20 protein-coding genes and 1 pseudogene are annotated in these 18,347 nt (G+C 53.9%); 3 read left to right on the top strand and 18 right to left on the bottom strand.

Going from position 1 to position 18,347, the window contains the following annotated elements:
- Positions 1-208: 208 nt before the first annotated feature.
- Positions 209-1,325: pseudogene (locus tag MTC_RS12765) on the top strand (transposase).
- A gap of 95 nt (positions 1,326-1,420) precedes the next feature.
- Here the strand turns inward: MTC_RS12765 and hmgA are convergent.
- The 4 genes from hmgA to MTC_RS02270 are packed head-to-tail and all read right to left on the bottom strand — an operon-like array spanning position 1,421 to position 4,612.
- Positions 1,421-2,638 (bottom strand): hydroxymethylglutaryl-CoA reductase (NADPH), encoded by a 1,218-nt coding sequence (gene hmgA / locus MTC_RS02285; RefSeq protein WP_014405062.1) that lies wholly within the window; start codon positions 2,636-2,638, stop codon positions 1,421-1,423.
- A 9-nt stretch (positions 2,639-2,647) separates the two neighbouring features.
- Positions 2,648-3,118: an aspartate carbamoyltransferase regulatory subunit gene (gene pyrI, locus MTC_RS02280; RefSeq protein ID WP_014405061.1), complete on the bottom strand. Its 471-nt coding sequence runs from the start codon at positions 3,116-3,118 to the stop codon at positions 2,648-2,650.
- Position 3,119: 1 nt separating this feature from the next.
- Positions 3,120-4,049, bottom strand: coding sequence for an aspartate carbamoyltransferase (pyrB, locus tag MTC_RS02275; protein ID WP_014405060.1), 930 nt, complete (start codon positions 4,047-4,049; stop codon positions 3,120-3,122).
- 35 nt (positions 4,050-4,084) lie between these two features.
- Positions 4,085-4,612 (bottom strand): S24/S26 family peptidase, encoded by a 528-nt coding sequence (locus tag MTC_RS02270; RefSeq protein ID WP_048188874.1) that lies wholly within the window; start codon positions 4,610-4,612, stop codon positions 4,085-4,087.
- Positions 4,613-4,736: 124 nt separating this feature from the next.
- Here MTC_RS02270 and MTC_RS02265 point away from each other — a divergent pair, with 124 nt between their 5' ends.
- Complete coding sequence (locus MTC_RS02265; RefSeq protein ID WP_014405058.1) at positions 4,737-6,134, top strand: DNA-directed DNA polymerase II small subunit; 1,398 nt, start codon at positions 4,737-4,739, stop codon at positions 6,132-6,134.
- On the opposite strand, the gene MTC_RS02260 is transcribed toward MTC_RS02265, so the two are convergent.
- The 9 genes from MTC_RS02260 to MTC_RS12995 form a co-directional block, all read right to left on the bottom strand.
- Positions 6,115-7,968, bottom strand: coding sequence for a glycoside hydrolase family 15 protein (locus MTC_RS02260; RefSeq protein ID WP_014405057.1), 1,854 nt, complete (start codon positions 7,966-7,968; stop codon positions 6,115-6,117). The genes MTC_RS02265 and MTC_RS02260 overlap by 20 nt on opposite strands.
- Before the next feature lie 86 nt (positions 7,969-8,054).
- Positions 8,055-8,873, bottom strand: a complete 819-nt coding sequence (locus MTC_RS02255) for an ABC transporter permease (RefSeq protein ID WP_014405056.1) — start codon at positions 8,871-8,873, stop codon at positions 8,055-8,057.
- Positions 8,870-9,712, bottom strand: coding sequence for an ABC transporter permease (locus MTC_RS02250; protein ID WP_014405055.1), 843 nt, complete (start codon positions 9,710-9,712; stop codon positions 8,870-8,872). Before MTC_RS02250 ends, MTC_RS02255 begins: the two co-directional genes overlap by 4 nt.
- A gap of 28 nt (positions 9,713-9,740) precedes the next feature.
- The gene (locus MTC_RS02245; RefSeq protein WP_014405054.1) at positions 9,741-10,985 is read right to left on the bottom strand and encodes an RCC1 domain-containing protein; all 1,245 of its coding nucleotides are present in this window, start codon (positions 10,983-10,985) and stop codon (positions 9,741-9,743) included.
- Between the two features lie 45 nt (positions 10,986-11,030).
- Entirely contained in the window at positions 11,031-11,483 is a 453-nt protein-coding gene (locus MTC_RS02240) for a hypothetical protein (RefSeq protein WP_014405053.1), read from the bottom strand.
- Positions 11,484-11,713: 230 nt separating this feature from the next.
- Entirely contained in the window at positions 11,714-12,928 is a 1,215-nt protein-coding gene (locus MTC_RS02235; protein WP_014405052.1) for an RCC1 domain-containing protein, read from the bottom strand.
- Entirely contained in the window at positions 12,921-13,724 is an 804-nt protein-coding gene (locus tag MTC_RS02230; protein WP_014405051.1) for an ABC transporter permease, read from the bottom strand. Before MTC_RS02230 ends, MTC_RS02235 begins: the two co-directional genes overlap by 8 nt.
- Positions 13,721-14,551, bottom strand: coding sequence for an ABC transporter permease (locus tag MTC_RS02225; RefSeq protein WP_272941631.1), 831 nt, complete (start codon positions 14,549-14,551; stop codon positions 13,721-13,723). The genes MTC_RS02230 and MTC_RS02225 overlap by 4 nt, the downstream gene beginning before the upstream one ends.
- A 46-nt stretch (positions 14,552-14,597) precedes the next feature.
- Positions 14,598-14,981: a hypothetical protein gene (locus MTC_RS12995; protein ID WP_143767038.1), complete on the bottom strand. Its 384-nt coding sequence runs from the start codon at positions 14,979-14,981 to the stop codon at positions 14,598-14,600.
- A 382-nt stretch (positions 14,982-15,363) separates the two neighbouring features.
- On the opposite strand from MTC_RS12995, the gene MTC_RS02220 reads away from it, so the two are divergent.
- On the top strand, positions 15,364-15,765 hold the full coding sequence (locus MTC_RS02220; RefSeq protein WP_081476780.1) for an archaellum operon transcriptional activator EarA family protein: 402 nt from the start codon (positions 15,364-15,366) through the stop codon (positions 15,763-15,765).
- A 15-nt stretch (positions 15,766-15,780) separates the two neighbouring features.
- On the opposite strand, the gene ftsY is transcribed toward MTC_RS02220, so the two are convergent.
- Genes ftsY through MTC_RS02195 form a run of 5 tightly spaced genes read right to left on the bottom strand, consistent with a single transcriptional unit; the run spans position 15,781 to position 18,344 of the window.
- Entirely contained in the window at positions 15,781-16,752 is a 972-nt protein-coding gene (gene ftsY / locus MTC_RS02215) for a signal recognition particle-docking protein FtsY (RefSeq protein ID WP_014405048.1), read from the bottom strand.
- Between the two features lie 13 nt (positions 16,753-16,765).
- Positions 16,766-17,203: a prefoldin subunit alpha gene (gene pfdA / locus MTC_RS02210; RefSeq protein WP_014405047.1), complete on the bottom strand. Its 438-nt coding sequence runs from the start codon at positions 17,201-17,203 to the stop codon at positions 16,766-16,768.
- A gap of 13 nt (positions 17,204-17,216) precedes the next feature.
- Positions 17,217-17,393, bottom strand: coding sequence for a 50S ribosomal protein L18Ae (rpl18a, locus tag MTC_RS02205; protein WP_014405046.1), 177 nt, complete (start codon positions 17,391-17,393; stop codon positions 17,217-17,219).
- Between the two features lie 6 nt (positions 17,394-17,399).
- Positions 17,400-18,062 (bottom strand): translation initiation factor IF-6, encoded by a 663-nt coding sequence (locus MTC_RS02200; RefSeq protein WP_014405045.1) that lies wholly within the window; start codon positions 18,060-18,062, stop codon positions 17,400-17,402.
- Between the two features lie 12 nt (positions 18,063-18,074).
- Complete coding sequence (locus MTC_RS02195) at positions 18,075-18,344, bottom strand: 50S ribosomal protein L31e (protein ID WP_014405044.1); 270 nt, start codon at positions 18,342-18,344, stop codon at positions 18,075-18,077.
- Positions 18,345-18,347 lie beyond the last annotated feature (3 nt).

The raw sequence follows: 18,347 nt of genomic DNA, 5'->3' as shown, positions 1-18,347 counted from the left end.
TAATGAGTTTTAACACGGCATTCTGCTCTCACCACTAGGTACACGAGGTAAACACGAATAATTTACCACAAAGAACACAAGGAAACACTAGGTACACAATCTCTTTTATTTAAAAAAATGGTAGTGTAAATTATTTGCTGTAAATTATATTATTGCCCTGTATTCATATATTGTATTAGAGGTGAAACAACAAATGAATACAGAGCTAATAGATGTATTGCTTTTGTTCCTTAAGTACCTTCGGCAGGATGATGACGCGTGAAGAACATATTGACCTGGGTTTACAATGCCATCATGGAGGTGGAGGCGGGACTCCAGGCTGGTTGCGGGCGGTATGAACGGAGTGGTGCTCGCAGGTTGCATCGTAACGGGTATAAGCCTCGCGGTTTGACCACTTGTGGCGGTGACCTGACGTTAAAGAAGCCGCAGTTCAGGGAAGAAGGCTTTAAAACCGTGGTGTTCGAATCGTACAGCAGGGTGGAGAAGGCGGTGCTGAGCCTCGTGGGCGAGACGTGGCTGAAAGGCGTGAGCACGAGGAACATCGAGACGGTCATGAGCACGTTGGGCATTGATGGCTTCTCAGCGGCCAGCGTAACAAAGATAAACAAAGAATTGGACGAGCAGGTCAACGAGTTTCTTAACCGAGAACTGGGAAGGATCGTGTACATGTACGTTGACGCCACATATTTTCGTGTACATGTACGTTGACGCCACATATTTCCGAGTGAGGGATGGCGCCCGGTACGTTACTAGGGCTTTGTTAATAGTCGCGGGCGTCGGCGAGGATGGGTATCGGCACGTGCTCGTCATCAGCAATGGCCACAAGGGGAGGGGGGATCAGGAAGGCCGTCGAGAACTGCTTCCTCGGCTGTTCCTGGCAGTACTGTCAAGTGCATTTCGTGAGGAACGTCTTGAAAAAGATTCCCCAGAAGAGGAGGAAGGAGATCGCCGAGATGATCAGGAATTGTAGGGAAGACTCGAGGGCCATGATGAGCCTGGCCAGGCAACTTGATGCCATGAGCTTCCCCGAGGCCGCTGGAATGATAGACCAGCACTACCAGGACTTGTTCAATTACATGGCCTTTCCTAAAGCTCATTGGACCAAGATAAGGACCACCAACCTCCTGGAGAACACGAATCGTAAGCTTAAACAGCGTAGCAAGGTGGTCGGAGCATTCATCAACGACGCATCGTTGTTACGGCTCGCCGGAACTTTGCTCATGGACCGTGATGAGGAATGGAAAACAGGGTACAAGCTTATCGACCTGGAAGAAAATCCAATTGATGAGACAGGGCTAATAATGGAAATTACAGCAAAACATTAACACTACCTTTCACGATCTAAAATATATCAAAAAAAAAAAAAAAAAAAATAAAAAAAATTGTGTACTTTGTGTTTCCTTGTGTACCTTGTGGTGTTTTAGCGCCCGTACTTTGCATGGGCCCTCGCTAGATCCTGGGAGGCGAGGGCGCCCAGGAGGGAAAGCTCTCCGGCGAGCGAGGCAGAGGCGACTATCTCGGCAAGCTTACGGGCGTTCGAACCGGGCGGGTCACCCCCTCCCCTGACCCCCAAAAGGCTCAAACACTCGCTCTGCGTCGCCAGGCCCGTACCCCCGCCCACGGTGCCGAGGGGCAAAGACGGGAAAGAGACGGTAAAGAGCAGATCCCCGTCATGCAGCTCTGCAGAGGTGATGGCGTTGCTACCCTCCACCACATGAGCGGGGTCCTGGCCGCAGGCTATGTACATGGCGGCCACGACGTTCGCGACGTGGGCGTTAAACCCGAAGGAGACGGCGCGGGCGCTGCCCAAAAAGTTCTTACGATAGTTAACCTCACAGAGGTCCTCTGGAGTGGCCTTTAGCCTTTCGATGACCACCTTCCTGGGCACCAAAACCTCCGCGACCGTGGTCCTGCCCCGGCCCTCGATGATGTTTATGGCGGCCGGCTTCTTGTCCGTGCACATGTTGCTGGAAAGGGCCACAAGCCTTAAGTCGAACTTTTTTTCAAGGAGGCGCATGACGGCATCCGAGGCTATGGTCGCCATGTTCATCCCCATCGCGTCCTTGGTGTCGAAGGCGAGGCGCAGGAAAACGCTCCTGCCGACCACGTAGGGGTCAACCCTCAAAAGCTCGCCGTGCCTCGTGGTCGTCCTCACCGCCGCCCTCATCTCCTCCATGAGCTCGGGCGTCTTCACCGCCTCAGCTAGCCTCCTGGCCTCTGCGAGGCTGCCCGCTTTGACCACCGGCGCCCTGGTCATCTCATCCTGAAGGACGGCGACGTTAACTCCACCGCTCTGGGTGCAAACCGAGCAGCCCCTGTTCACGCTGGCGACTAGCGCCCCTTCCGTGGTGGCCAGGGGAATGTAGAAGTCACCCCTCGCATAATCCCCATTTATCCTGAGAGGCCCGGCTATGCCCAGGGGCACCTGTACTGCGCCTATGGCATTCTCGACGTTCTTCCTGGTGGCGACCTCGGGGTCGAATGAATACTTGCCTATATTCGATAAATCCGTATGCGTGAGCCTGCTAATGGCCTCGCGGCGGAGGTCCACCGCCTCCCTCCTGGAGGTGGCGTTATCATCCGCCTGGTGAAGCTTAAGCTCTCCGCTCACGAGCTTTTTGACGATATCCTCATTCATACGCATCCCTTATAACAGGTGGTCGGCTATGTTCTTGTCAAGCACGAACTCGCAATAGGAGCACCTCAACAGCACGGGGTCCATCGACTCGACGACGAACCTGGAGCTCACCGGCTCGTTGCTGTTGGAGATACAGTTAGGGTTGCCGCATCTTATGATTCCAATGACGTTCCTGGGCATGGCCACCCTGAACTTTTCGACCACTTCATAATTCCTTATTATGTTGATGGTGGCGCGAGGCGCAATTAAGGCTATGGTGTCTACCTCCTCCGGCTCTAGCTCCCTGTCCTCGACCTTGACCACGTCCTTCGCCACCATCGCCCCGCTCGGGACGTTCATGAGGACGCTGACCACGTGCCTGGTGTGGCCACCGATGCCAAGGATCTTGAGCACGTTGAGCGCCTGCCCCGCCTCGATGTGGTCTATAACCGTTCCATTGTTGATGGGCTTGACCCTGAGCTCACGCTCTTTAGAAGCCATGTCACGCCTCCTTTCCCAGCACCAGCGAGAGCACGGCCATCCTTATGGGGACGCCGTAGAACGCCTGCCTGAAGTACCTGGCGTGCCTCGTCGAGTCCACGGCCGGGTCTATCTCGTTAACCCTTGGCAATGGGTGCATTATTATCATGTCGTCCTTCACGCCCTTAAGCGTGTCCGGGGTGATGCGATAGCTGTCCGCCACCTTGAGGTACTCGGACGGGTCGGGGAACCTCTCCTTCTGGATCCTGGTCATGTACAGCACGTCCGCGTCAGCGAGCACGTCGTCGATGCGCGGCGTCTCTACAAGCTCCACCCCCTGCTTTCTCAAATAGTTTATTATGCTCTCGGGCATCCGGAGCTGTTCGGGCGACACGAGGCTCAGCCTGGCCTTATAGAGGGACAGGGCGTATGCCAGGGAGTGCACGGTCCTCCCATACTTAAGATCGCCCACTATGGCCACGTTTAAGTCTTCTATGGGCTTCCTGCACTCCTTCCGCATGGTGTAGAGGTCCAGCAGCGTCTGGGTCGGGTGGTGGCCCGCCCCATCGCCCGCGTTTATCACGGGCACGCTTGATATCTCGGAGGCCATCCTGGCCGCCCCCTCCCTGGGGTGGCGAATGACTATTGCGTCCGCGTATGACTCGATGACCTTTATGGTGTCTGAGAGCGTCTCCCCCTTCACAGTGGAGGTGGACTCCGCCGAGTCGAACCCGATGGTGGCGCCGCCCAGGCGCTTTACCGCCGTGTCGAACGACAGCCTTGTGCGGGTTGATGGCTCGAAGAAGAGAGTGGCCACGACATGGCCCTTGAGGAGGTCTAGGCCTCCCATGCGGGCGTAAGGCTCCAGCCGCCCCGCCCTATCCAGTATGAAATCGATCTCTTCTCTTGAGAAGTCCTTGGTGGATATGATATGCCTTCTCTCGAAAATCATCGAATATACTTAGCGGCCCCAGGTTAAAATGTTTGTTATGGTATGAAGAATAATATCTTTCTCACGTATCCCAGGAATGGTATCCGGTATTTGGCCACGCCGAGTATCCAGTCATCCCTGACCGGCGTGTTGGGGCTGATGCCGCTGCTCTGGTCGTACAGGAAGTTGTTATCGCCCTGGGTTATGAATCCATCGTTTGGGGCCAGGATGCTGCCCTTCCACATGGGCTCGGAAGCGTTTATGTGGTACATCGCCCGGTGGATTACCGGGGTCATGTCCTTCCTGCCGAAGGGCTGGTATACGATCACGTCCCCGTAGCCGCCGAACGTCTTATAGCCGTTCTTTACGGCATCGTCATAGGTGACGATTTTAGCCTTATCTATGCCCTGGATTATGATTAGATCGCCGTCCTGCATGTGAGGGTACATGCTCAGCCCGTCGACGCTCACCATGGGCGGCCATACCCCTGCATACAGGTAAAGCGCCAGCGCGATGGCCCCGACAACGGCAAAAGCGTATGCGACGTCCCTGGCGAGCGATATCCAGAAGTTGTCGCTCTTCATGAACGTTCGGACGAACCCCTTAACCAAGTTATACCCCAGGTTATATTATATTTTTAATAATATAAACGTTCTTATGGTGGGCAAAAGTTTAAAGCCGATTAGCCAATGATTGGCTTGTAAGCATATGGATGGCATGGATATCGTTAAGACGCTGGCGTCGAGGGGTTTCATTGTGGAGCCAGACGCCCTCGAAGCAATAAAGAACTCGGACCCGGGCACGCTGGACAGGCTGCTATCCTCAATCGACCCGTCCGCGCTCACCATCTCTAAGGAGGACGTGGCGCGCCTTAAGGCGCCTTGTGTAAAGGTGCTCTCCGACATAACGAACAACTCGACGTGCATAGGCGACTACGACGAGTTCGTGGGGTACTTCAGGGATAGGTACGGCAGGCTGGGGGACATGATGCGCCATAGAATAAGCGCCCGGCCCATCGAGAGCATCAAAAAGAAGGGCTTTTCGAGGGGCGAAAAAGCCGAGGTATCGGTCATCGGCATGGTGTCGGACGTGAGGAGCACGTCTAATGGCAACAGGCTGGCCGAAATAGAGGACATGACCGGCTCAATAAGCGTGCTGATATCGAAAGATAAGGATATTTTTGAGACCCCCCTCTTGCTGGATGAGGTTGTCGGGGTCACTGGCACGGTGAAGGATGGCGGGCTCCTCATGGCAAGCTCCATAATATACCCGGACGTCCCCAACACCAACGTGCCCAGGAGGTCGGAGGAGCCGTCGGCCGCCGCCCTTATCTCAGACGTGCACATCGGCAGCAATACGTTCCTCGAGGACAGGTGGCTGAAGTTCATAGACTGGCTGAACGGGGACTACGAGGATGACCGGAGCCACGGCCTGGTATCCAGGCTGAAGTACGTCGTGGTCGCCGGCGACCTGGTGGACGGCATCGGCGTGTACCCCGGCCAGGAGAAGGAGCTCAGCATCCTGGATATATACGAGCAGTACAGTAAGGCGGCTGAGTACTTCGACCAGTTCCCTAAAGGCCTAAATATAATCATCACGCCCGGGAACCACGACGCCGTCCGGCAGGCCGAGCCCCAGCCGGCCCTCCCCGAGGAGGTCAGGCGCATGTTTAAGCACCCTAACATAACCTTTGCGGGCAACCCTTCTGCAGTGGAAATCGAGGGGGTGAGGCTTCTCCTGTATCACGGCCGCTCGCTGGACGACCTCGTCTCAAGCTTGCCTGGCGCCTCCTACTCGAGGCCTGAGAAGGCTATGGCGGAGCTGCTTAAAAGGCGGCACCTGTCGCCCATCTATGGCGGCAAGGTCATGATCGCTCCCGAGGCGAGGGATCATTTCGTCATCGACCCATTGCCAGACATCATGCACAGCGGCCACGTCCACACCGTGGGAGTCTGCCGCTACCGTGGAGTGACTCTCGTTAACTCCGGCACCTGGCAGGCCCAGACCGAGTTCCAGAAGCGGATGAACATCCAGCCTGACCCTGCCAAGATACCCATCGTTGACCTGCACACGGGTGACGTCTCGATTATAAGCTTTGGCTCGTAGCCATTTTTTTTAGCGCCTCAAGGCATTCGACCACCGTGAGGATGAAGGTCGAATGAGACCATGCAAGGGGGAGGACCGAAAGGGGTTCACCTTTATCCCCAACCTGCTCGGGCATGAGCCCCGTGGGCGCGGAGCTCCTGACACACCACTCCATGAGGCCAAGGGCTTTATCGAGCCGGCCCCGCCGTATGTGCCACTGCGCCAGCCACAGCGTGCACAGCGGCCAGCTATTCATGTACCCCTGATAACCGTCTCCCGCGTAGCGGGCCACGCCCCCGTTAGGCCTGCATAGCTCCTTTTCTATAGAATTCATCGTGCCCTCAGCCATAGGGTCATCGTCCTTAACAAGGCCCAGGTACCAGGCGGCGAAGAGCGAAGCGTCTACCGTGTCATCGCCAATCCCCCTCTTGAAACGCCCCAGCGAGGGGTCATACAGGCGGCTAACGGCATTCTCCCGCAGGATGCGTGCCGCCTCGCCCCACCTTTCAGCGCTCACGTCATCCCCCAGGGCGAACGCCATGGCAGAGGCGCCCCTGAGGCCCGCGAAGACCGTAGCGCAGGAGTAGGTGTAGACGCCCTTACGCTCTTCCCAGAGGTCATAGCTTGGCCCGGGGAGGCCGTCGCTTAAGAACTTCACCAGGGAGTCCGCGGCAGGCTTCACGAGGGGCTCATACAGCGATGAAAGCTCCCTGACGTCCTCACTCTCGAGCCAGTGGACGTACGCGGCGTATATCGGCGTAGCGGTCTCGTCTATCTGGACCATCGGGAGCGGGTGCCAGGTGCTCCCCAGGTCGCCGGCCGGAGTGTACTTGTGCCTGAAATATCCCCTCTTGTCTATTATCCTCTTAAAGAACTGTAGGATTTGAAAGCTAAGCTGGCCGTAGCCCGCCCTGTCGAGGGCGATGGCCACCCAGGCGGCATCCCTTGGCCAGCAATACGTGTAATAGTCCGCCCCCTGCTGCTTTATCTCCGAGTCGCACGAGGCTATGACCGACCCGCCCCGGTCCAGGTGGCAGGCAACGGTGAGCAGGCTTCGGTTGAACGCCTCCCTGATAGATGCGGGAAGCTCCAGCAGGGGGCTTCGGGCCTTCATGCAGAACGACCCCCAGAACCTGAGATTCGAGCGGTATATCGCCTCGACGTCCCTCTCCCTTATCCAGGAGTCTATACGCTTCGCCTCGGGGAAGTTCCGCCCAATGCACGCCCAGAAATGCACCGTCGAAGACTTTCCTGGCTCCAGGGCAAGGGTCCACCCCAGGGTCGAGTCCGCGGTGCCGTGCGACACCACGTTGCCCTCCAGCACGCCATCCTCGGCATCCTTCCACGTGCCCTCCATGCCCCTCCACTGGGATATCCCCGTTGTAAACTGGTCGAACGCCGGCTGAGAGCTCTGCAGTATAAAGCGATCCCGCTTGTAGTGGCTCATCATGGGGCCGTCTCTCACGGCGGTATTCGCATAGTTATTCTCTAAAATATGGTAATTCTGGGATGAGAAAAGCCTGAGACGCCTGGGCCTCCTGGACGTATCCGCCACCTCGATGGAGCGGAGGAAGAAGTTTTGCTCTTGGTGGACCATCTCTTTTACCGTTACCCTGGCCTCGAACTCCCTGCTCTCGTACACGGTCTCGCCGATGAGCGAGGCGTCCTGGTAGCCCTGCCCAACGTCCCACCCCTCAAGCCAGCCGAACCTTCCATCCTCCAGGTCGAACAGGCCAAGGCGGACGTACCCCCCATGGTTTTCCATGCCGGCGTAAGGATAGTAGAAATCCCTGACCACGCCTCTCTCGTCCACGCAGACGAGGAGCGTGCCGTTACCATATATGAGCGGCCTCATCCCGTATTAATAAAGACTGCGAAGTGAAATACCTTTGGAGGATTTGTCTCGCTTTTATGATGAGCCACCCTTCATCGTATTACTGCCTAAACACTGTCCTCCCTTGAGAAGAGGCACATCCCTATGAGGAGAAGCGCGAGCATTTCTAAGAGCACGAAGATAAGGAGCGGGACGGCGGCGTTAAGCCAGCGGTCAAAAGGGACGAGCGTGTTGAACAACGCCGCAGGATCGGTTATACCCTTGGGGCCTATGAGCCTAAAATAAAGTTGTTGGGGAGTGAATTCCGATAGGCCGCCCATAATCCTTTCAGGATGCCATATCCAGTCAAAAAACGTGTAAATAACCGATAGGGAGGTTACGAGGAGGATGTTCTTCGATAACACGCCGAAGAACATGCTCAACGCTAAGACCAGAGAACAGGATAAGGTCGTGATAAAGATATATGAGGAGACCCTCAAGGCGAACTCCGACCCGGATTGCGGCTCCATGTAGAACACGACCATCATAAGCCCGACGAGTAGTATGGTAAAAGCGTTGAATAAGAGCATGAACCCCGAGAGTCCCAAGAACTTCCCCATGTAATAGTCTCGACGGTATAAAGGCTTTGTCAGTAACACGTTGAGCGAGCTATTCCATCTCTCGTAAAGTATAGACGTAGCCCCCAGGAAGACGGCCACTATAGAGCAGATCATCGCCGTCGATTCCCATGACCTGGTGAATCCAAAAATGAGCACGTCCGGCCCATTAGAAATGCCCACGCCCTCAAGGCCGGATGCGTATCCAGCGCCATCGAGAAGGGCGATCAGGAACACGATAAAGGCTACAACAGGTATAAGAGGATACGTTAATACCCTGACAAACTCCTGCCTCGCAATCGCGCACACAGCCCCAGCGAAAGGTCTCATGAGATATCCCTCCTCACGAAGACGATATAGCTAAGCACGAGCACTATGGTGACGACCAATAGTAGCCTGGTAAAGTCTGGCAGAATTTCCATGAACGCCTCCCATGCCCCAATGCCCGTATTCATGAACCTGTCCTGTACGCCGCCCTCCCATAACATGCTATAAGGCGAAAACCTGGCAAGCATGCCGCCCAGCCCATAACCGGGAAGGATCCTGTCCAAATTATACGACACGAGGGTCGTGAATTCATATGAAATATAGACGGTTAGCGTGCTAAGGATCATCGCAAACGCCTGGTCGCTGACGAGTAATGATATGAGCATGGATAGCGAGAGGAAGGCCATGACGAAGGCCATGCTGAAAAGAAATACGAAGAGTAGCCTTGAAAAATAATCGAGCAAGAAGGGCGCCAAAAGGCTACCGCAAAGGATCAATAAAGCAGACGTGTGAAAGGCGATAAATAGCATCATTACACAGGCCAGGAATGCCAGGGCACCTAATATTTTACCGTTAATAATGGTGTCACGATACACCGGCTTCGTGGTTAGCGTGCTCAAAGCTTTACCGGCCCGCTCCGACGATATCGTCGAGCAGCCAAGGATAATGCCGATAATCGTGCCGAACCATGTTATCCCGAAGAAAACGTTGTTGCAAGCGGCTACCCCCATGTTCGAATCGTACATTACGCGTGCCCCAGGCCTCCACCCGCTTGATACAACATAGAAATCATAGGCATTGCCCACTATGTTGATAAGCATGGCTATGATGACTATAAGCACCATATGGTTACTCAGCAGATCAACGAACTCTTTTTTTGCGATAGCAAGCAGGTTGGCCATATGCTCACCAATTAAAAATCGTTTTTTGTTATCGGCCCGTTTTTCTTAGCTTTGTTATTAGCGTTGTTATGGCTAGTCCGGCCAGGAGCGCGGCGGCGAGTTCAAAGCCCGGGGCTGGCGTGGGCGTGGGCGTGCTTGCTGGGGTTGCCGATGGTTGTGTTATGGCCGGGGTTGGCGTTGGCGTGCTTGTTGGCATGGGCGTTGGCGTGCTGTCCGGTGCCGGCCCTTTGAAGACGAGTACGGGGTATGGCTCGACAGTCCTGTAGTTTGAGCCCAGCTCTCCCAAATTGTTGCGTCCCCAGCCCCACACAGTGCCATCCTCCTTTAAAGCATAATTGGTCAGGTGTGTGCAGGCCACGTCCACGACGTGGTCTAGGCCCTCAACCCTGGTAGGAGACTCCTCCACCTCCTTATCCAGCCCCGAGCTATCATATGGAAACTTCTTGCCCACGTATGCGCCCCACGTCCACACCGTTCCATCATTCTTCAAGGCCACGTAGTGTCCATCCGCGTTCATGCCGGCCAATTTTTGTCCGCATATTTTTATGAAGCCATATGCTGAGGGGTCTGGTACGGTCCCGTATGTGATTTTGTCTACTCGTTTGTTCGTTTCGATGGCCCACATGGTTCCATCGTTTTTGACTGCGACGACCCCCTGGTCGCATCCCGTGATGAAGTATTCGACGCCTTCTAGTCCCCTATACCTTACAGGAGAAGCCCTGCTAGACTGGCTTATCGGCGTGGTGCCGTCTCCCATTGTGGTCCCGTCTCCACACTGGCCGTCTCTGTTATCCCCCCACGCCCACACCGTGCCATCGTTTTTCAAAGCGTAGCAATTCTGGCTCCCTGCGGCTATGGCTTTCACGTTTGTAAGGTTTTTAACCTGCACGGGCACGCACCGGTTCTCAAACCCCCCATCGCCGAGCCAGCCGCTCTCGCCATACCCCCACGCCCACACCGTGCCGTCATTTTTCAAAGCATAACTAGTACCCTTACAACTTATCATCGTGACGTTGTCGATGAGCACCTTGCTGGGAGTCCAGACGCCATGGTTGATCACATTGCTATTCGGGCTAATCGTATTGCTAAAAAACCCGACGCCAACCTCGCCATAATAATTATCGCCCCAGCCCCACACCGTGCCATCATCGTTCAACGCGAACACATTACCACCGCCCGCCCATATGGAGGTTAGTTTTGCCTGTCCAGCGCACGGAATAACGACTAAAAGGACTATTAATGGTATTATTGCCTGTATCATCCAGGTCTTCATGCTATCATCTCGAGAAAATAAAAATAAGATTTTTATGGAATCGTTTTATATGTACCCCATTTCCTGGTTCGTGATCGAGTAGTCGTTGTTCCCATCCTGGTAGCTGTGGTAGGCCAGGATCACGTGAGGACCAGTACTCCATATTGTGGCCGAGTGTTTATGAGTATTCGGCGGCGCCCCCCACGATCCCCACGCGCTCATCGTAGAACTCTCATCGTTATACACTAAGCCTTGTGTGTCAGGAAGAGCTGTTACTGCGCCTATATGGCCAGTAACCTGGCGGCCCACGTTATTGTACAACGTGTTATACCAGCTAACCGTGTCATATTGTTGTACGGGGCCTGCTCCTCCGTAGGATGTCTGGCTCATTGACACGCTGCCGCCCTGGTATGTTGTAGTCATGGTGCCATTGTACGTCCATTCTCTAGCGTATGCCACGCCGCTCGTGGCTATCGCAAGTATTAAGCCTGCGAGGGCTATTGTCTTTATTATTTTCATGTCTAATACCTCCTGAAAGGCTCGCAGGACTGGGTGTTTGGCTTGTAGTGCGCTTGTCCTGCGAGCCTTTCATAGTCGAGGATTAAATTCAGGCATTTATATGTTTTCTGGTTACCTGCATCGTTTTAATGCAGGTACGTCCCCCGAATTTCAATGCTCCTGCAGTTGAAAGGTGGATGCAGAGGGTTTTATCCACAAAAAAATTATAAATTCATATAAGTGGGGGTTTGTTATCGGCCCGTTTTTCTTAGCTTTGTTATTAGCGTTGTTATGGCTAGTCCGGCCAAGAGCGCGGCGGCGAGTTCAAAGCCCGGGGCTGGCGTGGGCGTGCTTGCTGGGGTTGCCGATGGTTGTGTTATGGCCGGGGTTGGCGTTGGCGTGCTTGTTGGCGTGGGCGTTGGCGTGCCGGTTGGGGTTGGCCCTTTGAAGACCAGTACGGGGTATGGCTCGACAGTCCTATAGCCTGAGCCCAACTCTCCAGCATCGTTGCGGCCCCATCCCCACACCGTGCCATCCTCCTTTAAAGCATAATTGGTCAAATGGGCGGCGGCGACGTCCACGACGTGGTCTAGGCCCTCAACCCTGGTAGGAGACTCCTCTACAGCTTTATCCAGCCCTGACTTATCGAACGCTCCCCTCCTGCCCACGTATGCGCCCCACGTCCACACCGTTCCATCACCCTTCAAGGCCACATAATGTGCTTGTTCTTGAGTCCAGTTTATTCCGCATATTTTTATGAAGCCATATGCTGAGGGGTCTGTTACGGTCCCGTATGTGATTTTGTCTACTCGTTTGTTAGTTTCGAGGGCCCACATGGTTCCATCGTTTTTGTCTGCGACGACTCCCTGGTCGCATCCCGTGATGAAGTATTCGACGCCTTCTAGTCCCCTATACCTTACAGGAGAAGCCCTGCCATACTGGCTTACCCCTATGGTGCCGTCTCCCATTGTTGTGCCGTCTCCACACTGGCCGTCTCTGTTATCCCCCCACGCCCACACCGTGCCGTCGTTTTTCAAAGCGTAGCAATTCTGGCTCCCTGCGGCTATGGCCTTCACGTTTGTAAGGTTTTTCACCTGTACGGGCACGCACTGGTCTTCAAACCCCCCATCGCCGAGCCACCCGCTCTCGCCATACCCCCACGCCCACACCGTGCCATCGCTTTTCAAAGCATAACTAGCACCACCATTTGTTGTTATCATCGTGACGTTGTCGATGAGCACGCTGCCGGGCCCGCACTTTTCGCTAAAGGCACCGTTGCCAATCTGGCCATAATAATTCCTGCCCCAGCCCCACACGGCTCCATTGTCGTTTATCGCAAATGCATTATTAACTCCCGCCGTGATAGAGGCCAGCCTCGCATGTCCTGCACAGGTAAAGACTACCGGCAGTATTATTAATAGTATTAATGCATGTGTTATCCAGGCTACTACATTACCCTTAGACATTATCCTCCCTCGAGAACAGGTATACCCCTACAAGAAGGAAGAGGAACATTTCTATAAACAATATTGCCAGGAATGGGAGTGCTGCACTGAACCATCGATAAAACTGGACGGTGGTATTAAACAATGGGTTAAATGGCTCGGCAAAAGGATGAATGGCTAAACCATAGAGCGTCATGGGTGTCAATATTGAAAGGTCGCCTAGAATCCGCTCATTATGCCATATCCAGTCGAAGAAGATGTAGGTCATCGAGGCCGAAGTGACCACGAGTATGTCCTTGGAGATCACGCCGAAGAGCATATTTAGGGCTATGACAGTTGAACATGAGAGCGACATGATAATGATGTATGCTGCAAGCCTCCATATGAACTCAAGGCTGGACTGGGGCCCCCTGAAAAACATTATCATCAATAACCCGATGAACAACAGGGTAAAAGTGTTGAATAAGAGCATAAACCCGGAGAGCCCCATGAACTTGCCTATAACGTAGTCCCGCCTGTATAACGGCTTTGTCAGTAACACGTTGAGCGAGCCACTCCACCTCTCATAAGGAATAGAAGTGGCGCCCAGAAAAATTGCCATGATCGTACATATCATAGACGTTGCCCCATATGATTGGCCAAACCCCTGAAGGAGAGCATCCCCAGTCGTCCATTCTTCAAACGACCTCAGGTCGCGAGCGCCACCCGCACCGTTGAGATATGCGATTATTAAAATGATAAGAAAAACTATTGGGATGAGCGGATAGGTTAGCACCCTGACGAACTCCTGCCTGGCGATCTCATATACCATCCTCATAAGATATCCCTCCTCACAAAAACGATATAGCTCAAGGCCATGGTTATGACTATGGTAATAAGCAGCCTGATAAACTCCGGGAGAATGCTCAGAAAAGCATCATACGCCCCAAGGCTCGTATTCATAAACTTGGGCTGCACCTGTAACCACAAGGTGCCTTCATGCGACAGGCTGATACATAGCCGATCAAGCCCATACCCAGGTAAAATATTGCCAAGATTGTATGAGACGTCAACATACATGATTTGCGATATGTACACGGCCAAAGTGCTAAGTATCATGGCGAATGCCTGGTCACGGACGAGTAACGAAATAAGCAATGATATAGAAAGAAAGACGGTAGTGTAAACCATGATGAAAAGAAATACGAATGGCAGCCTGGAGAAGTAGTCGAGCAAGAAAGGGGCAAGAGCGTTCCCGCAAAGAAGTAGGAACCCAATAGTAAAAATAGCTATATAAAATAGTATAACGCTGGCCAAGAAGGCGAGCGAGCCTAGCACCTTACCATTAATAATAGCATCACGGTACACCGGCTTCACGTTTAGCACGCTCAACGCTTTGCCGATACGCTCAGACGATACCGTTGAGCACCCTATAATAATCCCCATGATAGTGCCGTAAAAGGACAGCGTAAAAAAGACATTGTTATCCGCGGCGATGCCCATGTTCTCGTGGAACATGGGTTGCGCCCCAGGTTTCCAGCCATTTAGCACACTATAAAATGTATAGATATTAGATAAAACGTAGATGAGAAAAGCAATAAGGACTAAAAGTACCATACGGTTATTAAGTAAATCAGTGAACTCTTTTTTTGCGATAGTCAACATGCTCCCCATACGACCACCTAAAATAAAAAATAAAAAATTTTATGTCTCAAGTATACGACATCTGGTCATGGTTAATCGTATATATGTAATTTCCATCCTCGTAGGAGTGGTAGGCTAGGATCACATGAGGGCCGGCTATTGCTACCGTGGCTGCATGGTTATCATTGGACCTAGCACTATATGGGGGTATACTAATGGATACCTCGTTATATGCTAAACCACCGCCAAATGGCGGCGCTGTAATCCCTCCAACATAGGCAGTAACAGATCGCCCAACATTGTTATGCATTGTATTATCCCAGAAGAGCCGGTCATTTACTGCTACCGGGCCCTTGCCCCCATTTGAATATTGGTTTATTGATGGATTACCGCCTGAGTATGTTGTTTCTGTTCTACCATTGTATTTTGACCAGTCTTGCGCATATGCCACGCCGCTTGTTGCTATCGCAAGTATTAAGCCTGCGAGGGCTATTGTCTTTATTGTTCTAATATCTAATACCTCCTGAAAGGCTCGCAGGACCGGGTGTTTGGCTTGTAGTGCGCTTGTCCTGCGAGCCTTTCATGGTCGAGGATTAAAAATTAGGCGTTTATAGGGTTTCTGGTTACCTGCATTAAAAAGATGCAGGTACGCCCCCGAATTTCAATGCTCCTGCAGTTGAAAGGTGGATGCAGAGGTTTTTATTCACAAAAAAATTATAAATTTATATAAGCCCTTCTTTCGCCCACTTATTAGCAAATTGTGAGATAAGGCTTATATAAACAAGCTATAATTGTTAAAATGAAAGATGATTAGGGCTTTGAAGGGATAGAGTGTGGCAGTTGAAAAATATGATATTTGGCGTGTTACCCATTCGTTCAAAAGGAGTGGCGTTCGAGAAAGGGTTTATCATGACCTATGCGAGGCGTATCCGGACGGCAAAACAGTGGAGGAGATAATGGCCTCCACGAAGTACGATAGAAATATGGTCATCGGCGCCTTGGTGGGCTACAGGGACAGGTACAGGTCAGATGATGCGCTCGTAGCCCTGGGCCTGGTAACCAGGATAGAGCTGGAATACCATGGTAGAAAAGTCACGCTATTCAAGGCCTCATCGGACGGAAAAGACATAAGGTCAATGCTTAAAAGATACGAGCAAAATAAAAGCTTAAGGGCAAGACTGAAAAAAGCGAGCAGACCAGGCAAAGAAAGGAAATTAAAAGGCTTAATTTACTAGTAATACTAAGCGCCACTAGCGCTCCAGCAGCCTATCCACGAACCACTCAGGGTCAAACTTCTTGAGGTCCTTGTACCCCTGTCCGATGCCTAAGTACAATATGGGCTTGCCGGTGATGTGGGCTATGGATATGGCCGCCCCGCCCTTGGAGTCGGCGTCCGCCTTGGTCAGGATGGAGCCGCTTATGGGGACGGCGTCGTTAAACAATCTGGCCCGCTCGACCGCATCGTTCCCTGCTATCGCCTCGTCCACGAAAATCACCAGGTCGGGCTTGATGACCCTGCTAATCTTCTTGAGCTGCTCCATGAGGTTTACGTTGGTGTGCAGCCTGCCCGCGGTGTCCGCGAGCACCACGTCCTTCCTGTTCGACCTCGCATAGGCGACGGCGTCGTATATCACGGCAGCAGGGTCGGAGCCCTGCTGGTGCTTTATCAGCTTGACGCCAAGCCGGTCCGCGTGCTTTTCGAGCTGCTCGATGGCACCAGCCCTAAAAGTGTCTCCTGCTGCTATGACCACGCCATAGCCCTTCTCCTTTAAAAGCTCCGCAAGCTTGGCTATGGTGGTGGTCTTGCCCGTCCCGTTTACCCCGGTAAAGACCACGGTCACGGGCTTCTCATGAGCCTTAACATACTCCTCGAAGTCCAGGGTGTGGGCGCTCAATATGCCTAAAAGAGAATCCCTCAAGGCGTCCTCCACCAGGTCTCCGGTAGAGCTTAAAAGCCTCTTGCGCTGGCCACTAAGGCCCTTCTTCACACTATCGATGATAGACTCGGCGACCGGAAGCGCCACGTCGCTCTCGAGCAAGGCCATCTCAAGCTCCCAGAGAGGGCCCTCCAGGTCCTTCTCGGTTAATATGACCTCGCCCTTCGTGATGGCCACCGCCTTATCGAGTATGCCCGCCTTTTCGGCGGGCTGCGGAGCGGCCTTCAGCTTATCGTCGATCGCCTTCCTGAACTCGTTGAGCTTTACCCTGAGCTTATCGAACATCGGGCCTCACGAATTACTGGTATTTCTGTGCCTCCTGCTGCAGCCGTACCAGCTCGGCGGCCACCTTCTCCATGGCGCCAGTCGTCTCGAGGAGCACCTTCTCGAGCTCGCTCCTGCGCGACTGGATGATGCCCTTCGAGTCAGCGACGCTCTTCTCCACGCTCACTCCAGCGCCAAGGCCTATCAGCACCTTATCGGGGCTGGCCAGCCTGGCGTGGACGAAGGAGCCCGCGCCTATGGGGACCAGCATCTCAAGGCCCTCCTCCTTGCCCTCGAGCGTCGTGAGCGCCTTAAGCGCATTATCCAGGTCGTTCAGGGAAAGCTGTATGAGGTTCGCCTGCTGCTGGAGGGCATCCATCCGCTGCTGGTTTATCTGTATGCGCGCTATCAGCTCCCTTATCTGCTCCTCCTGCTCGGCGCCTCCCGGCGCCACGGGGTCTTCGCCTGGCATCTCTAGCCGCTCCCTATGCTTCCTTCACCGACTCTATCTTTATGAGATTCCTGCCGACTCCATGCTTGCTGCCGAAGGTCGACAGGACCTTTTCCCTGGCGTTCTTCTCGCTGTTCGACTCGACCGTCTTCGAGAACTTCTCCCACTGAACGCCTGCCTTGAACTTGCCCTCAATTATGTAATTAGCCATTTTGCATCACTCTCCTAGTTGTAGCGCGTCCTCGATCCTGCCCAGCTCCGGGCCCGACGTCCTGGTACCCGTCACAAGGCCCTTGGTGTTGGCCAGGATGGCTGACCCCACGAGGGGCGAGCCGAAGCTCACCGTGCCAATGTCCACCGGCAGCCTGAAGAGGTCCTCCAGCACGCTTAGCTCCTCCTCCGTAGCCCTGGGGTGCACCAGCAGCCCCTTATTTGTCGCGACGCCGGCCATGCCCACGGTTTTCAGCCCGCCAATGGTGCCACGCCTTACGTCAACCTTGAGCGTCTTCTTTATGACCTCGATATGCCTGTCCGTTAGCGCCGGGTGCACCAGGGCCGCCGTGTCGTTTGCGAGTATTATGTTCCCAGATGCAGTCATCTTTCCCTTGAGGCGGGCAACTGGCAGGCTTTTCTCCAGGACTGCGACCTCCCTGTCCAGGGCCAGGTCGCTCACGATGAAGCCGTTGCTGTTGCCCGTCATCATCGAGCCTATGAGCGTGCTCTCGTTGATGAGGGTGCGGATGACCTCCACTCCCAGCGCCTCGGCCGCCTCGCCCACCACCTGCTCGGGGAGGTCGGGGGGCACCACTATGTAGTCCTCCGTGTTCGTGGCGTATATGCCCACGTACGGGTAGCCGTAAAAGTCAAGCTGCCTGATCACGCTACCACTTGCTCACTCGCCCCCGACGACGTCGGCCTCAACGACGCCATCCTCGACCCGGGTCGCCTTGACCCTGATCCTGCGGGGCGGCTTCCTGATGCCCCGGGCCCACACGGCCTCGTTGAGCGGGGCGTTGATCTTGATCTTGTCCTCCTCCACTTTCATGTGCCTGGAAAGGTACTGCCTTATCAGCTTTACGGCGAGATTGGCCTTCTTCCAGCGGGGATATCCCTCGGTGTCGAGGGGGATGGTATATATCTGCTCCGTCTTCTCTTCTGCCATGCT

The sequence above is a fragment of the Methanocella conradii HZ254 genome (assembly GCF_000251105.1).
Lineage (GTDB): Archaea > Halobacteriota > Methanocellia > Methanocellales > Methanocellaceae > Methanocella > Methanocella conradii.
Note: the sequence above shows the minus strand (reverse complement) of the source record. Positions and strands in the feature narration are given on the sequence as shown.

Bases quoted from the DNA above. Each gene is read 5' to 3' on its own strand.
- hmgA (WP_014405062.1), bottom strand. From the start codon at position 2,638: ATGAATGAGGATATCGTCAAAAAGCTCGTGAGCGGAGAGCTTAAGCTT.
- pyrI (WP_014405061.1), bottom strand. From the start codon at position 3,118: ATGGCTTCTAAAGAGCGTGAGCTCAGGGTCAAGCCCATCAACAATGGA.
- MTC_RS02195 (WP_014405044.1), bottom strand. From the start codon at position 18,344: ATGGCAGAAGAGAAGACGGAGCAGATATATACCATCCCCCTCGACACC.
- ftsY (WP_014405048.1), bottom strand. From the start codon at position 16,752: ATGTTCGATAAGCTCAGGGTAAAGCTCAACGAGTTCAGGAAGGCGATC.
- MTC_RS02235 (WP_014405052.1), bottom strand. From the start codon at position 12,928: ATGTCTAAGGGTAATGTAGTAGCCTGGATAACACATGCATTAATACTA.
- MTC_RS02250 (WP_014405055.1), bottom strand. From the start codon at position 9,712: ATGGCCAACCTGCTTGCTATCGCAAAAAAAGAGTTCGTTGATCTGCTG.
- MTC_RS02230 (WP_014405051.1), bottom strand. From the start codon at position 13,724: ATGAGGATGGTATATGAGATCGCCAGGCAGGAGTTCGTCAGGGTGCTA.
- MTC_RS02255 (WP_014405056.1), bottom strand. From the start codon at position 8,873: ATGAGACCTTTCGCTGGGGCTGTGTGCGCGATTGCGAGGCAGGAGTTT.
- MTC_RS02245 (WP_014405054.1), bottom strand. From the start codon at position 10,985: ATGAAGACCTGGATGATACAGGCAATAATACCATTAATAGTCCTTTTA.
- MTC_RS02265 (WP_014405058.1), top strand. From the start codon at position 4,737: ATGGATGGCATGGATATCGTTAAGACGCTGGCGTCGAGGGGTTTCATT.
- MTC_RS02225 (WP_272941631.1), bottom strand. From the start codon at position 14,551: ATGTTGACTATCGCAAAAAAAGAGTTCACTGATTTACTTAATAACCGT.
- pfdA (WP_014405047.1), bottom strand. From the start codon at position 17,203: ATGCCAGGCGAAGACCCCGTGGCGCCGGGAGGCGCCGAGCAGGAGGAG.
- pyrB (WP_014405060.1), bottom strand. From the start codon at position 4,049: ATGATTTTCGAGAGAAGGCATATCATATCCACCAAGGACTTCTCAAGA.
- MTC_RS02240 (WP_014405053.1), bottom strand. From the start codon at position 11,483: ATGAAAATAATAAAGACAATAGCCCTCGCAGGCTTAATACTTGCGATA.
- MTC_RS02270 (WP_048188874.1), bottom strand. From the start codon at position 4,612: ATGAAGAGCGACAACTTCTGGATATCGCTCGCCAGGGACGTCGCATAC.
- MTC_RS02260 (WP_014405057.1), bottom strand. From the start codon at position 7,968: ATGAGGCCGCTCATATATGGTAACGGCACGCTCCTCGTCTGCGTGGAC.
- rpl18a (WP_014405046.1), bottom strand. From the start codon at position 17,393: ATGGCTAATTACATAATTGAGGGCAAGTTCAAGGCAGGCGTTCAGTGG.